Source organism: Desertivirga xinjiangensis (assembly GCF_024436435.1).
GTDB lineage: Bacteria > Bacteroidota > Bacteroidia > Sphingobacteriales > Sphingobacteriaceae > Desertivirga > Desertivirga xinjiangensis.
Map to the genome: position 1 here is coordinate 1 of NZ_JAFMZP010000010.1, position 15,069 is coordinate 15,069.

General features: G+C 40.5%; 14 protein-coding genes. 8 read left to right on the forward strand and 6 right to left on the reverse strand.

Annotation, left to right across the window (positions count from 1 at the left end; all coding sequences use genetic code 11):
• Window positions 1–88 precede the first annotated feature (88 nt).
• The 4 genes from J3P37_RS19270 to J3P37_RS19285 all read right to left on the reverse strand — a co-directional run bounded on the left by J3P37_RS19270 (window position 89) and on the right by J3P37_RS19285 (window position 2,834).
• Window positions 89–634: a COG3415 family protein gene (locus tag J3P37_RS19270; protein ID WP_256012995.1), complete on the reverse strand. Its 546-nt coding sequence runs from the start codon at window positions 632–634 to the stop codon at window positions 89–91.
• Between the two features lie 230 nt (window positions 635–864).
• Window positions 865–1,122, reverse strand: coding sequence for an exodeoxyribonuclease VII small subunit (gene xseB, locus J3P37_RS19275; protein WP_256012996.1), 258 nt, complete (start codon window positions 1,120–1,122; stop codon window positions 865–867).
• On the reverse strand, window positions 1,100–2,593 hold the full coding sequence (gene xseA, locus J3P37_RS19280) for an exodeoxyribonuclease VII large subunit (protein ID WP_256012997.1): 1,494 nt from the start codon (window positions 2,591–2,593) through the stop codon (window positions 1,100–1,102). The genes xseB and xseA overlap by 23 nt, the downstream gene beginning before the upstream one ends.
• A 22-nt stretch (window positions 2,594–2,615) precedes the next feature.
• On the reverse strand, window positions 2,616–2,834 hold the full coding sequence (locus J3P37_RS19285; protein WP_256012998.1) for a DUF6965 family protein: 219 nt from the start codon (window positions 2,832–2,834) through the stop codon (window positions 2,616–2,618).
• Window positions 2,835–3,030: 196 nt separating this feature from the next.
• On the opposite strand from J3P37_RS19285, the gene J3P37_RS19290 reads away from it, so the two are divergent.
• The 8 genes from J3P37_RS19290 to J3P37_RS19325 all read left to right on the forward strand — a co-directional run bounded on the left by J3P37_RS19290 (window position 3,031) and on the right by J3P37_RS19325 (window position 14,090).
• Window positions 3,031–3,645, forward strand: a complete 615-nt coding sequence (locus J3P37_RS19290; RefSeq protein WP_256012999.1) for an RNA polymerase sigma-70 factor — start codon at window positions 3,031–3,033, stop codon at window positions 3,643–3,645.
• 118 nt (window positions 3,646–3,763) lie between these two features.
• Window positions 3,764–4,813: a FecR family protein gene (locus tag J3P37_RS19295; protein ID WP_256013000.1), complete on the forward strand. Its 1,050-nt coding sequence runs from the start codon at window positions 3,764–3,766 to the stop codon at window positions 4,811–4,813.
• Between the two features lie 226 nt (window positions 4,814–5,039).
• Window positions 5,040–8,336, forward strand: a complete 3,297-nt coding sequence (locus J3P37_RS19300) for a TonB-dependent receptor (RefSeq protein WP_256013001.1) — start codon at window positions 5,040–5,042, stop codon at window positions 8,334–8,336.
• Window positions 8,337–8,378: 42 nt separating this feature from the next.
• A complete protein-coding gene (locus J3P37_RS19305) occupies window positions 8,379–10,151 on the forward strand; it encodes a RagB/SusD family nutrient uptake outer membrane protein (protein ID WP_256013002.1) in 1,773 nt (590 codons plus the stop codon).
• Window positions 10,152–10,440: 289 nt separating this feature from the next.
• Window positions 10,441–11,367, forward strand: coding sequence for a sensor histidine kinase (locus J3P37_RS19310; RefSeq protein WP_256013003.1), 927 nt, complete (start codon window positions 10,441–10,443; stop codon window positions 11,365–11,367).
• Window positions 11,364–12,119: a LytR/AlgR family response regulator transcription factor gene (locus J3P37_RS19315; RefSeq protein WP_256013004.1), complete on the forward strand. Its 756-nt coding sequence runs from the start codon at window positions 11,364–11,366 to the stop codon at window positions 12,117–12,119. Before J3P37_RS19310 ends, J3P37_RS19315 begins: the two co-directional genes overlap by 4 nt.
• 171 nt (window positions 12,120–12,290) lie before the next feature.
• Window positions 12,291–13,211 carry a DUF6268 family outer membrane beta-barrel protein gene (locus J3P37_RS19320; RefSeq protein ID WP_256013005.1) on the forward strand — a complete coding sequence of 307 codons (921 nt, stop codon included), beginning with the start codon at window positions 12,291–12,293 and terminating at the stop codon, window positions 13,209–13,211.
• Window positions 13,212–13,220: 9 nt separating this feature from the next.
• Complete coding sequence (locus tag J3P37_RS19325; protein ID WP_256013006.1) at window positions 13,221–14,090, forward strand: lysophospholipid acyltransferase family protein; 870 nt, start codon at window positions 13,221–13,223, stop codon at window positions 14,088–14,090.
• 65 nt (window positions 14,091–14,155) lie between these two features.
• On the opposite strand, the gene J3P37_RS19330 is transcribed toward J3P37_RS19325, so the two are convergent.
• Together J3P37_RS19330 and J3P37_RS19335 are read right to left on the reverse strand one after the other, a co-directional pair.
• Complete coding sequence (locus J3P37_RS19330) at window positions 14,156–14,602, reverse strand: tail fiber domain-containing protein (RefSeq protein WP_256013007.1); 447 nt, start codon at window positions 14,600–14,602, stop codon at window positions 14,156–14,158.
• A 91-nt stretch (window positions 14,603–14,693) separates the two neighbouring features.
• Entirely contained in the window at window positions 14,694–15,020 is a 327-nt protein-coding gene (locus J3P37_RS19335; protein ID WP_256013008.1) for a hypothetical protein, read from the reverse strand.
• Between the last annotated feature and the right edge of the window lie 49 nt (window positions 15,021–15,069).

The following is a 15,069-nucleotide window of genomic DNA, read 5'->3' on the forward strand; positions in this document are numbered from 1 at the left end:
AGGCGCCATCCATGATCATAATAGGCATGTCGTGTTTTGCCAAACAGTCTGCACAGTGTAGCTATTCCTTTGCTGGGATAGTCCTGTTTCATTTTTGAGACTGCCTGGCACCAGACTTTTTTCTGATATTGATTTTAAGTTGCTCTTCGGCAATATCAATCAGAGTGTCAAGGGCTTTAATCTTTAGTTCTGCCTCTGCCAGGGCTTGTTGAAGTGCCTGCACCTGATCATTGTCGCTTTTCTTTGATGGTTCAGCCATAAGGGGTGTAGTGGATTTAGTTAGGCTAAGGTCGGCATTTTCTTGTTTAGCTTCTCTAACCCAAGCCCGAACCATATGGGCATTGGTTATCCCAAAAGCAATTTGTACTTCTCTGGCTGTCATTCCTGACTCAATAGCCCGTAAAACACTCCGCTTTTCTGCCGGCTTGTACGTACGCCTTTTATTCGTCCGATACTGATCCGAGCCATAGATCTTCATCCACTCGCTCAACGTTCCTTTGCTCATTCCATAGCGCGCTACTGCTTCTCTTCGTGGCAAGCCTTCTTCAACCAGCTTTACAATCTCTTTGATTAACCGTTTATCAAACGGCTGACCTTTGTTCTCTCGATTTACAAACGTTTCTTTCTGTTCCATACACTGTTTTTGTGTATAGCTTTTTTAGGAAGTGACAAAGTGACAGGTACGAGAAAGTGTGACACAGGGCCACGGGTATACGCCTGTAATTACCGGGATAATAGTAAAAAATGGATTTACGTGCAGACCATGTAGAAATTTGCATGGTCACTGCGAATCATCGGATAACGATTATGCAAGTTAAAAATATCTTCATTATATAGGGTAGAAATACTAGTAGAATGATTTAATTAAAACAACTCGCTAGTTCCGGATTCTCTGGCTGTGCTGTTACCAGCGTCTGACTTCTCCGTATTATTCATTTCCACTATTATCCCATTGATCTCCGCCTCGGTAGATCGCAACTTGTCCTGGCAAAAATTAATAAGCACGGCAGCTCTCTTCACCTTAGTGGCTAGCTCGTCAATCGAGACCTGCTCGTTATTAATCAGGTCGTATATTTCTTCCAGCTCCTGGTAAGCCAGCTCATACGTTAAATTCATTTCCATTATAATCAGTTTTATTTTTTACTTCAGTATCTATGAGAAACTGTTGGTGTACAATCTGTAATGAATCTCCTGGGTTAACATCTGAAGAGTCAGATATAATCTTTCCATTTTTTTTTATAAGCGCAAATCCGCGCTTTAGTATTTTTTCGGGACTTAAATTCTGGATATTATCCTTTAAGCTATTTAATTCCCGTTTCTGAAGATCTACCACCTGTGGTAACCTGCTAAGCAATTGCTTTTGAAATGCCAGTGATCTTTGCTTTTCTGCACGGATGATCTGCTTTGGTATAAAGGTAAAGGTCAGCGCTTTTTCGGCGAGCTCTTTTTCATATCTGTGAAGGAGCAGCTGCGATTTACTGCTTAAGTACAACTGTTTGTTCTTTAACTGATGTTTTCCAGATACTAATAGTTCGGTGGCCTTGTGAAATATAGTTCTTTGAAAATTACTGAGCTTTACTTGCTTGTTCCTTACCAGACCCTCTAATGCGAAGTTAAGTTCCCTCTTCATTCTTTGAAAATCATTTCCCTCTTTCCCAAGGAGCTGAATACCCTTGCTTTTAATGCTGGCCGATAAGGACAGCAATTGCTTTTCGAAGGAATGGTTACGATCAATGATAAACTGGGCAGCGATACTTGGTGTTTTGGTATGTACACGGGCAAAAAAATCACATATTCCCTGGTTCATATGATGTCCTATGCCGGTGATCACAGGTATGGGCATACGAGCCAGTTGCAATGCCAGATGATAATCGTCAAAAGGAAGAAAATCTGCAGGAGCTCCACCACCACGACTGATCACCACAGCGTCATATCTCATACCGGACTGAGTAAGTTTATGCAGCGCCTGGGCTAGGGAAGTGGCCGCACCATATCCATGTACTAAAACACTATAGACGTCAACATGAAAGTTATATTGGTACGAATTGCTTTGCAGGCAGTGCATGAAATCGTTATACGCATCCGAGGTCTCTGAAGTCAGAAGGGCGATGTGTTGAATTACCCTGGGCAAAGGCAAGAGTTTGTTCGGGGTGATATAATTGCCATCCTGTAGCCGAATAATGCCGGGATGATCGGCCAGCAGCTTTTCAAGCGTCTGTTTACGTTGAAGTTCAATTCCTCCGAGAGTGAGTTGAGCGTCAATCTCACAAAGTACCAGGCTTAGGCCATATACAGGATGATAGTTAACGGATACCCTTAAGCCTATTTTTATTCCCTCGATAAACTTCTGTCCTGTTACTTTTTCGAAGTCGGAAATAGCTGTAGTTCCCTCGCCGTAGAAGGCACAGCCTTTGACCTGCGCAACCTTAACACCGCGCTCCAATTCGAGCAGCTCAAAATAGATATGAGAACCGGTTCTTCTTATGCCAGCAACCTCGGCTCTGATCCAGTAAGAAGCGGGAAAACCACCTCTTAGCTGATTCTGAATGCGCAAGAGCAGCTGCTTTAAACCTATGTAAGATTGAACCGGCATTTTTCAAAGATAAACGATAAGACTATTGTTCCTGCATTTCTCCTGAATCCATTTTAAGCAGATGTTCCCTTAGTTCTAAAAGATGCCAGTAGCATGGATTTGTTGTTCCCCTGGCTTTCACCTGCGCAATACCCGTTGTTAAAAAAAGCTGAACATCCGTAATCCTGACAGCCCTGTTTATCTGTACTTCTTTAGGTAATTCGCGGCCTTTAAAAAATTCTTCTAGTTCCTCAATAGTCATCTCACAAATTTAAAAATCTTTATCGCAGTTCGCTTGCCGAGTTTCAAATTGCGTTCCTTTTCAAAATGAGAGATAATAAACAGCTGCACTTTACGTCATTGGAATAGAAAACAGATTTCAATATTATCGTTATGTTAAAACAAAATGCGATGTTTGTCATTCTTCTTTCTCGAATCAATTAAAGATCAATACAATAATGGCCGAAACAATTACCTCTATAATGAGTGCTGTCACTTTAACTGCCGATAAACCGGTTGAAGGGAATAGTCAGCTCAGTGAGGAAAAGGTATTTGAAGAGCTGTTTAGAAAATACTACTCCAGGCTTTCTGTCTTTGCCAATAAGTTCGTTAACGATCTACAGGTATCAGAGGAAATTGTGTCTGATACTTTCACTTATCTTTGGGCTCAAAAAGACTTTTTGAAATTTAACAGTTCTGCCAATGCCTATCTATATAGGATGGTTCAGAATCGTTGTCTTAATTACCTCAAACACAAAAAGATTGAAAGCGAATATGTAAACTATTTGGCGAGGCATAACATGCTCTCAGAAATTCCGGAAGTAAGTAGAAATCCTTATCAGGAAAAAGAGCTGGCTGAACAGATACAGAAGGCTATCCAAGACTTACCGGAAAAATGCAGGGAAGTTTTTAAACTTAGCAGGTTTGAACAACTAAAAAATAAGGAGATCGCTCAGCAACTGAATATATCACCTAAAACAGTTGAACGTCACATGACCATAGCACTAGAAAGAATGCGAGCCTGTTTGAAGCATTTATTTGTTTTTTTGCTGATGGTATTCGGGGGCGTATAACTTACTATGCATCTCAGACGCATACGTAAGGCGTTTGAAGAAGATCGAAAAGATAAAAAATCAATTTTTTAAAAGAATTTTGGGGGTTTTGGTCTTTTTAATTGTCTTATAGACGTTAATGAACGAGACCGTTAAAAACCTATTAGTAAAATACATCACCGGTCAGGCCGACGAGACTGAATCTGCTGAAGTAAAGGAGTGGATTAGGAGCAAGCCTGAGCATGAGAAGTATTATATTGAGCTTTATGAAGCCTGGCATAACAGTTTTTATGCCAATCAGGATCTTATCGATGTTGACCAGGCCTATTTATCTTTCCTGAAAAAAACAACAATACCTTTTTATAAAAAAACAACATTCTGGTCAAAAATGGCCGTTGCAGCTTGCCTTATGCTGGCTTGTATTGCCGGTCTCTATCGTTATCAAAAAAATAGAGCATTTGACTCGATGGTGACGCTGAGTGTTCCCAAGGGTGCAAAAAGAAAACTAACGTTACCTGATGGCAGCCTGGTTTGGGTAAATGCGGGTAGCCAGATTACTTACTCGAAAAACTTTGGAGAAAAAAACAGAACTATTTACTTGAAAGGGGAAGCCTATTTTGATATTGCACCTGCCAAAACGAACATTCCCTTCCTGGTTAAAACAGATCGGTTTACTATAAGAGACGTAGGGACAGTGTTTAATGTTAAAGCCTATCCTGATGAAAACGTGTTCGAAACTGCTGTAGTCGAAGGTAAGGTTTCGGTTGAAGGCAAGATAAATCAAAGATCAGGATCTGAAAGCAAGGTTTTCCTTGATGCAAACCAGGTGCTGAGTATAAATACTCATCGTGTAAACGCTCAGCACTCAAGTCCTGAACTTAATAAGCATTTGCATGCTGAACCTGTGAAAGTATTACAGATAGATCCGCAGGAAGTAAACGAGTATAATGGTTGGAAAGAAGATGTACTTGTATTTGACGGGGACACTTTTGAAGATATTATGCGGGTTCTTGAAAGGCGTTATGATGTAAAGATTTTGATTGCGGATGAGTCGCTGAAAAATTTGAAATATGTCGGAACTTTTAAAAACATACGAAGTATTTCGGCAGTTCTAAAAGTAATAGAAGAAACAACTCCAATAACCTGTCACACAGAGGGATCACAGATCACAATCGATAAAGACCAATAATCTTATTTGACTAATTAATCATAAACTAAACAATTAAGTATGACTTAAAAAAAGGAAAACTAAAAAAACCGGGATGCGCTAACACCCCGGAATCTTCTAAAAATTAAATAGCTAATACCCAGAGCTTGGGGAAGCACAGTATTAACTAATAATTCTCAAATCTATGATTTTTTCGTGTAGAATTTCTCTATTCGCTGTTCCTGCATGGCGAAAAATATTAAAAGCTATGAAGCTTATTACTATTTTGATATTCACCGGCATCATGCAGATACATGCCGCTGTTTATTCTCAAAAGAACTTTAACCTCAATGAAACCAGGACAACGGTTAAAGAAATGTTTAAAAAGATTGAAAAGAGCAGTGACTATACGGTTTTTTACCGTCAGGATCAGGTCAATCTTAATCAGCAGATTTCTGTGTTTGCAGAGAATGCCGGTATTGAGTCGGTTATGCAACAGGTTCTCAAAGGACAGCCGCTTGCCTTTGAGCTGATAGAGCAAATGATTGTTATCAAAGCGGCTAATAGCGAATCTAAGGATTATACGGTTACAGGTACAGTAACGTCAACCACGGGTGAGCCTTTGCCTGGTGCAAGTGTTATTGTGAAAGGAACTACTCGTGGAGCTTCAACAGATATCGACGGTAATTTTTCTTTGAGTATTCCGGGAGATGCGCCGGTCACTTTAGTTGTTAAGTATCTAGGCTTTACTGATAAGGAGGTTTCTGTAAGTCCGGGACAGGCGAGAATTGGTATTACTTTAAGCGAAGATGCTGCTGCACTTGATGAAGTAGTGGTAATCGGGTATGGCGCTGTTAAAAAGCGGGATCTTACGGGAGCGGTGTCTTCTGTTAAAGCTGAAGATATTACTCGCGTTCCGACCCATAACGCTGCAGAAGCTATACAGGGAAGGATATCGGGAGCTGATATAGTTAGGTCTTCCGGCGAGCCAGGGGCTGGTACTAATATTGTTATTAGGGGGACTCGATCCATCGCAGATAGAGATGATTTGAATGAGAGGAATGCTCCATTGTATATTATTGACGGTTTTCAGGGAGGGGATATAAGCACTTTGGACCCGAATGATATTGAGTCGATTGATGTGTTAAAAGATGCATCTTCTACTGCAATTTACGGCTCGCAGGGTGGCAATGGTGTGATCATTGTGACTACAAAGAAAGGTGTGGCAGGTAAAACTAAGGTTAGTTACAATGCTTATGCAGGTGTTAGCGATTACCGTTTTCCCAAATTAAAAACTGGTGACGATTATGTTCGCCTTAGGAGAGAAGCCGGGGTTACCAGAGGAATCTGGGCCAGTCCGGAGGATGACAGGAATGTATTTGCTGAAACTGGAGAGTTCGATGCCTATCAGAATGGCCAGTGGATCGACTGGCATGACCTGATCATCCAGAATGGCTATCAGCAAAGCCATAACGTAACAGTAAATGGCGGTTCTGAAAGAACAAGAATCATCGGTTCCCTGGGTTATTTTAAGGAGACTGGGATGTTGCGTAGCAGTGATTTTAACAGATATACCGGGCGCTTCAATATAGATCAAGTTGTAAATAAATGGGCGAAAGCCGGTGTGCAAACTCAAATAACTTATTCAAGACAGCATCTTAGAAATGATCCTCTTGGACAAGTGATGTCCGTTGCACCTTTGGGTACTGCTTACGACGAAAACGGACAAGTAGACCTTTATCCACTTTTGTCTGCTGGTGAGGCGGCCGGTTCAATAAGCCCCTTGGCGGATGAAGCTTCTGATTTTGTTGCCAGAGATCAAAATTTGCGAACGAACATCAGGGCTAACGGTTATATTGAATTGACACCAATTAAAGGCCTGACGTTCAAGTCCAATCTAGCCACCGTATTCAATTTTAACAAACGTGGTATTTTCAATGGAGGAGAGTCATTAGACAGATATACCACCGGGTTTTCTGAAGCATCTGTCACCAATGAATTCAATCGTTTTATAAACTGGGATAATGTCTTGACATACACCAGGGAAATGCAGGATCATACGGTTACCTTGACAGGTATTACAAGCTATATACAAAGTGACGCAGATGAAACCTTCGCGCAGGGTGTAAGGCAAGTGCTTTCTTCTCAATTGTTTTATAACCTTGGTTCAACAAGCGCGGACGCTGGAGCGAGGGATATTTCTACTGAATATGTAGGATGGACCAATATGGCTTACGCAGGAAGGCTGAATTACAGTTACAAAGGGCGGTACTTATTTACAGCTTCCGGTCGTTTTGATGGTGCATCCCGTTTATCTGCCGGGAAGAAATGGGATTTCTTTCCTTCTTTAGCTCTAGGCTGGAATATCAGTGATGAAAGTTTTTTCAGCCCGCTGAAGTCAACCTTCTCAAACCTTAAACTTCGAGCAAGTTATGGCGCTTCGGGTAATTTCAATATAGATCCTTATGATACCCAAAGCCTTTTAACTCCGCTAAGCAGAATGGGATTTGGAGACGTTGCAGCACCCAGTTATCAGTTTGAGGGCACAGTAGCAAATGCGAATCTAACCTGGGAAAGATCAACTTCCACCAATATTGGATTAGATCTTGGGTTATTGAATAACCGGGTAAGTGCTTCAATGGAGTTTTACAATACAGTTACAAGCGATATTCTGCTTCCGAGAAATCTTCCCTTCTCATCTGGAGTTGGTAGTATATTTCAAAACATAGCTGAAACTAAAAACAGAGGTATCGAGCTCACTATAAATTCTACCAACATCCAGAAACCAGATTTCCGCTGGTCCTCCACCCTTACATTTGCCAGAAACAAAGAAAAGATCACAGAGCTAATTAATGGAATAGATATTATCGCAGCCTCAGGACAGGAAGAGAATTCGCTCTTGCTAGGTCGACCAATCAGCTCATTTTATACTTACCGCAAGTTGGGAATTTGGCAGACGGATGAATTGGCTACGGCCTCCAGTTATAAATTTGGTTCGACAGCTTTTCAGCCAGGGGATATAAAGCTAGCCGACCTCAATGGTGATTTTATTATTGATGCTAAAGATCTGACCTATATTGGCTCGACAGTGCCTGACTGGATCGGAGGTTTCCAGAATACATTTAGCTACAAAAATTTTGATCTGAATCTATTCCTGATTGCAAGGGTGGGACAGACTATTGATGCAGAGTTTCTGGGAAGATACAATCCATCGGGCATAGGCAATACCTATGCTGTGATAAACTATTGGACGCCTGAAAATCCAAGTAATGATTACCCTCGTCCTCTTTATGGACAACCTTTGACTAATTATACGGGCTATCAGACTCTTACTTATGTTGATGGATCGTACTTTAAACTCAGGAATGTGACCCTAGGATATACCTTGCCGAAACGGATAACTGATAAGATATCTGCAGGAAGAGTGAGGATTTATGCCACGGGTTCTAATATTTTCACTATTGCAAAAAACGACTTGTTGAAGGGATATGATCCAGAAGGAGGAGGTTCAGAATCATCACCTTTAAGCCGTCAGTTTGTACTGGGTGTAAACTTTGATTTATAGTATGCGATTTTATGATCTTAAACTTATATTATAGAGAATCTTATGAAACTTATTAAATATATATATACTGGATGTATGGTTGGCGTTTTAATTTCCGGACTAAATGGCTGCCGAAAATTAGAGGAATATAATCCATCAGGTGCTACTGCAGATGCTGCCTGGAGTACTCCGGACGGCTTTATTACTCTTGTAAATGCGGCGTATTCAGACCAAAGAAACTGGTACAGTAAAGAAGACGGCATTTTCATGGGTGAAAGCGGAACAGACCTTTGGTTTAACCGCGAGAAGAATGGTTACGCACAACAGCTTACGAAGTATGTCGGACTTAATTCTTTACAGGGTAACCCGGTCAGGGCCACTTGGAGGGAACTATGGAAAGGTATAAACCTATGTAATGCCGGAATTAATCGGATTGGAGATGCTGGTTTCACGGATATTAATGAACGGAATAAAAGGGAAGGCGAATTACGCTTCCTAAGAGCCTTCTATTATTGGCACATTGTAGAAACCTGGGGAGGCGTCATGCTGCGTACTCAGGAGACTAAAGAGCCTGAGTTGACTGCTACCAGGAGTTCGGTGAACGATTTTTATAATTTAATTATATCTGACCTTGAGTTTGCTGCAGCTAATCTTCCAACCCAACAACAATGGGGACTTGAATACAGCCGCGCCAGCAAAAAATCTGCATTGGGATTTTTAGCGAGAGCCCTACTGTCAAGGGCTTATTACTCTTTAGCTGCTGGAAATACAACTGAGGCTAACGGTTTTTTCAGCCGGGCACGGGATGTGGCTCAAGATGTAATTAACAGAAAACTTGAATTTGGAATCGATTTGCACGCCAATCCTACTGCATTATGGGATTATACTAGTAATGAAAATGGCCACAACATAGAAGCGCTTTACACGATCAGTATCTCCACTAATACCGGTTTAAACATTGAAGACAATGCAAACCGGGTGTTTATGACTTTCCAAACGCCTTATACAGGAGACCTAAAACCTGCCCTTCAAGCAAGCCTGGAATATGGGCTGGATAGCGAACGCAGGCTAATGCCGACCTTGCAGTTATTGGATTACTTTGATGAAACTAAGGACGCCAGGTATCAGGCATCATTTCAGGAGATATGGATTGCCAACTCAACTGACCCGTTTCAGTGGACGCCCGCAAACATATCTAAGTTTCAGAAAAATCCGGTTCTTACAGGAAGTGTGATACGTCCAGGTATTGATACAGCCTTGTACATCACCAAAAAAAGAATAACCAATGAAGCTTTCCGTCCTTACATTGTAATTGACCGTGACAGCATCTATGATGCCGAAGGCAAAATCAGAGCAGGAACGAGGGATTATGTAACGTTGAAAAAGTTTATGGACCCTGGCCGTGCAGCAGCTAATTCCAGAGTTGGTACAAGGGATATAATCGTGATGCGTTTGGCTGAAATGTATATGATCATTGCCGAAGCAGAATTTCAATTAGGTAATTCAGATCGGGCAGCAACGGCGATAAATGTTCTAAGAACCCGTGCGGCATTGCCAGGAAAAACTGCAGACATGCAGGTCTCGGCGGGTGATATAACAACTAATTTTATATTGGAAGAACGTGCAAGAGAGTTTTGCGGCGAATATATGCGTTGGTTTGACCTAAAGCGTATGTTGTATGGCAACAATGGACAAGAATTTGTAAATTTTATTAAAGAGCGAAATCCTGACATTGTAGACGTTCAAAATTTCCACCGTCTGAGACCTATCCGTCAGGAAGAGCTTAATGCTTTGCTTAATGGAGTAGAGTTCGGGAATAACCCCGGTTATAACTAATACAAAAATTCAATACTACCTATGTCAACAAAACCGTCTCATATCAACTATGAGGCGGTTTTTTATTTAAACGCCTCACTCTTTGTAAGGAACGGGTGTAAAAGATGAAATTCATCACCTTAAAAATGAACTTCATCAGAAATTCAAGAGATTGATCGTTTACCTCTCAGGGAAACTCTATTTTTGAAATATGGGTCGTATTAAGAACATCGGCACGAAAAATCTTCTAATCTTTTTCGCTTCAACACTTATTTATGCTTTGTGTCAGATGCTGTTCAGCATTATCCTGATGAAAGAGGATTTATGGAGTAACTTCCATGTTCAACTATCTGCCCATTATGCAGTCATCTTTACGATGTGTATAGCTGATTATCAATTGTTGCTATTCCTGAATAAGTACTTACCCTATTCGAGGAATATTTTTTACCGAATTATGGCAGGCATTGCAGGGATAATCGTAATCTGCCTGATATTGTTATGGTTCTTCAATTACATCATATATAATGTGCTTAATATATCTAAAGAAGGGATGCCACCTTTCCTGGTAAAGTTTGCTTTCGGGATGGCTGCGAATATTCCTATCCTGTTGGTATTCGAACTGATCTACTATTTCCAGTCCGAACAAAAAGCAATTGCCAATTCTGAAAAAGCGAAACGGGAAGTACTATTATTCCAGCACGAAACATTAAGAGCACAAATAAACCCGCATTTCCTCTTTAATTCACTCAATGTATTATCTTCTTTAATCTATATAAATCCAGACAACGCGAATAAGTTCACAAAAGCGCTGTCAAAAACGTATCGGTACGTGCTTTCACTTACCAGGCAGCCGATTGTGTCTGTCGCAGAAGAATTAGACACCCTGGACTCCTATATATTCCTGATGAGAATGAGGTTTGAAGACTCCTTCTCTCTTACAGTAAGTAAAACTGCTGGCTTCGAAAAGAATAAGATTATTCCGCTTACCCTACAGCTGCTGATAGAGAATGCCTTTAAACACAATATCGCAATAGAAGAAGCATTATTGAATATTAAAATTACGATTGACAGCGATTATATTACGGTCGAAAACAATATTCAACCGTCTAACGATGTGGATAAAAGCGGCATCGGGTTGAAGTACATTACCAAACAGTATAAGTTATATGGAAAAGATGTCATCATTGAGCACACTGACCAGATGTTTATCGTGAAAATTCCTTATATCAAACCATGAAGTACCTCATTGTAGAAGATGAACGTTTCGCATACGAAGAACTGAAACGGATGATGAGCAAGTTACGTCCTGGCTACCTGTTGGAAAAGCATACTAAGACAGTCGTCGACACCATCGATTTTTTGAAATCATCTTCGGTAGATTTAATTCTGTTGGATATCCGCCTTGCCGATGGTAATTGCTTTGAGATATTCCATTATGCAGAGATTACTACACCCGTTATTTTCACTACGGCCTATGATGAACATGCTGTTAAAGCGTTTAAGCTGAACAGCATCGACTACCTGTTAAAACCATTCGATGAGAAAGAACTTGAGGAAGCATTGCTCAAATTCGAAAATCTCTTTCATTATCCTTATAGAAAGAATAACCCACAGAATTTTGGGCAATTTCTATCTCTTAAGACCAAAAATCGATTCCTGATATCGAAAGGAGAAAATTATCATTACACAGAAACTACAGATGTCGCTCATTTCTATAGCGAGGAGGGAGTCGTTTTTCTTCATACCTTCCATGATAAGCGCTATATCATTAACTATACGTTAGACCAGTTGGAGCAGCAACTTGATAGTCGTTTGTTTTTTCGTGTTTCGCGTAATTGCATCGGGAATTTAAAAGCTATTGAAAATGTTGCGAAATACTTCAATAGTCGACTAAAACTTTCTTTTTCACCTGTATGTCCACACGACGTTTTAGTAAGCCGGGTACGGGTTCCAGACTTTTTAAAATGGATGGACGGGATCGTGGAATAGTTGAATGTTTGGTATTCTGTTGAACCGGGTCAAAAATTCAGTTCATTTTCCTCCACCTGCATTTCATTCAATCGATTCTGAAGTCGATCGCCTATTGCTTTCGATTGTGTTCTATTCGTCATTCTTTTGCTCGTAAAAAAAAGAATAGACGCAATGAAAAGTCCAAATCACATGAAATTAATATTATTATTCTCAGCAACATTGGTAACGCTATTTTACCAGGAAGGAAAGGCACAGGAAATTACGTTCAAGACAGAGCACATTGGAAATTCTGGCTACTACTATCTGCCTCCAGGCGAAAAACCTAGGGAAAAAATTGGAGATGGCAAAGGTTCTGCTACGATCTACCAGGGAGCGTTCTCCATGCCGCTATCCATAAAAATGAACGATAACAACCGTCCGATAGCCTGGGGAATTGGTCTTGGCGGGGCATACGTTTCGTTGAAAAACCAAAACTTCTCAGACTACATGGTCTCTGAAATTATGAATGTGCAGTTAGGAATATATCACCTGCGTCCCTTGAATGACAGATGGTCGATGAAGGCGAGTGTTGGAATGGGCGTATTTACACGCTCTGCGGATCTCTCCAAAATCAGCTTTAACAATATGCTCGCAAGCGGCAGCGTCGTTTTTGTCCGCCACCTGAAATCCAATCTGGATATAGGAGGAGGTTTGGCCATAAACAGCTCTCTAGGTTATCCGATGGTATTTCCCGCTGTTTACCTTAAATGGAAAACCAACGGAAAGTTCGATGTGAATATTGAACTGGTCGACGGCCTGGACGTGTCGGCAGGTTATGATTTCAATGACATGTTCAAACTATCCTATGCCATGGAAATGAACGGCCAGGCCGCTTTGCTTAATAAAGACGGCAAGGATGTGATATTCTCTCATCAGTATATTGTCACCGGCTTTCGTCCGGAAATAAAGTTTGGCGATATAGGATTGTCCCTGACTGGTATGGCGGGATTTAATCTATACCGACCTGCTTCTTACAGCGACAGGACGTTGAAAGGCGTTTTTGCTGCCGATAATGATTATTATTTCACCGCTTCTGCATATGCGTCGCTTGGTTTGAAAATGAAATTTTAATCAATGAAAATGAAGCCATTCTTGCAAACTGTAACATATAAAGGTATCTATGTAGTCATCTATGCCCTAAGTTTGCTGCCTATGACGGTTCTTTATGCAGTTGGATCTTTTGTTTTTTTTCTTAGCTTTTATATGGTTGGATATCGGAAAGAGGTAGTCGTTCAAAATATTACACGCTCTTTTCCGCAGAAGCGATATGGGGAAATTCATGCTATCATCAAAAAGTTCTACATGTGCTTTTCTGCCTATTTTGCGGAGATTGTAAAGGGGGTATCCGTTCCTGCAGAAGTACTTGACAAGAAAATAACATTTAAAAATCTAGGACTGATAGACCAGTATATAAACTCTGGTCGAAATGTAATTGCCTGCCTTGGCCATTGTGGTAATTGGGAGATGCTGAATTTCATGCCATATAAAATGCACCACGATACCTATGCCGTCTACAAATCGTTGAAGTCGCCAACGATGAACAGGTTGATGATCAAACTTCGTTCACGTTTTGGCATGAAGTTGATTACCGATAGATCGGTGATACGGCATATATTATCTAACCATTTATCCCCTGCTGTTTATCTGTTCCTTGCCGATCAATGTCCCGGGATAAAAGAGGAAAAATACCGGTTTAATCTTTTGAATCAGGAAACATATGTTTTTTCTGGTATGGAAAAAATTGCCCATAAAAGCCGGTCGGCTGTCATTTACCTGCATATTTCGCTAGTGTCAAAAGGGAGCTACCAAATTACCTGCCTGCCGGTAAGTTCTAAGGCAGAATCTGCGAATGATGGAGAAATTACCCGAAAGTATGTAGAGCTCTTGACAGAAAACATTGAAGAAGAGCCCTATGGTTGGCTATGGACGCATAGAAGGTGGAAGAGATAAAAAACAAAAGACTGTCCTTTTGAGACAGCCTCCTGTTTTTCAAAAAACTACTAAAAACTAAAAAATTACTGTGCTACGCTAGCACTACTCTTTAAAGTACGAACTTCTTCTTTAAGTTTTTCAATTTCAGCTTGCTGCTCCTTAATAGAACTAACTAAAAAGGGAATCAGACTGGTCATATCTACCGTATCAATGGTCACTGTCTTAAAGGCATTTTTTCCTGCAGGAACCATCTTGTTTTGCGATTTTACAATCCCCGGAATCACTTGCTGAACTTCGCTTGGCTGAAAACCGTATTGCGTACAAGTAGGAAGTTTCAGCTTCTTGGAATCGGAATTGTAATTAAATGATATGGGTGTTAGCTTTGATAATTGCTCAACTGAGTTAGTAATAGGGCTGGTTGTTTCCATCAGCGCTTTGTCGTCGAGTTTTTGTGCGTTTACGTTGTTTGCCAATAAAAACACGGCAACAAATGATAATGCCGCAGTCAATTTCGAATTTACTGTGTTCATAACTAGAAATTTTGGTTTAAAATATATGTGAACACTTCTCTTTATAAAGAAAAGCGCATAATATCAATAGGATAAATAATCGCGAAATCGATTAAGAACGTTTATCGGGCGGAGGTGAGGGTACTGAAGGCTTGTGTAAAGAGTAATCAAGATTACTTGTTACCCGCTTTTTTTGCTGGCCAGCTTCCAGGATTAGAGAATCAGCAATAAGCTGGAAATCGCATACCCAAAATTCTTTAAGCGTTTTTTCTTTGTTTTCAGATTCCTGGGTAGAACTTTCTGGCTGGTTTAATAACATTACAATGTTCTTGCTGCCACTTTGAGAAACTATAAACGAAATCACGGAAACTCCTGTTCTCTCAACTATTGTGAAAAGAAACAGGAAAACGAGCATATGCTTCACAAATTCCGACTTCATTGTTTACATTTGACTGTTAGGTACTGCAAAAGTATTTATTGTTTACAAC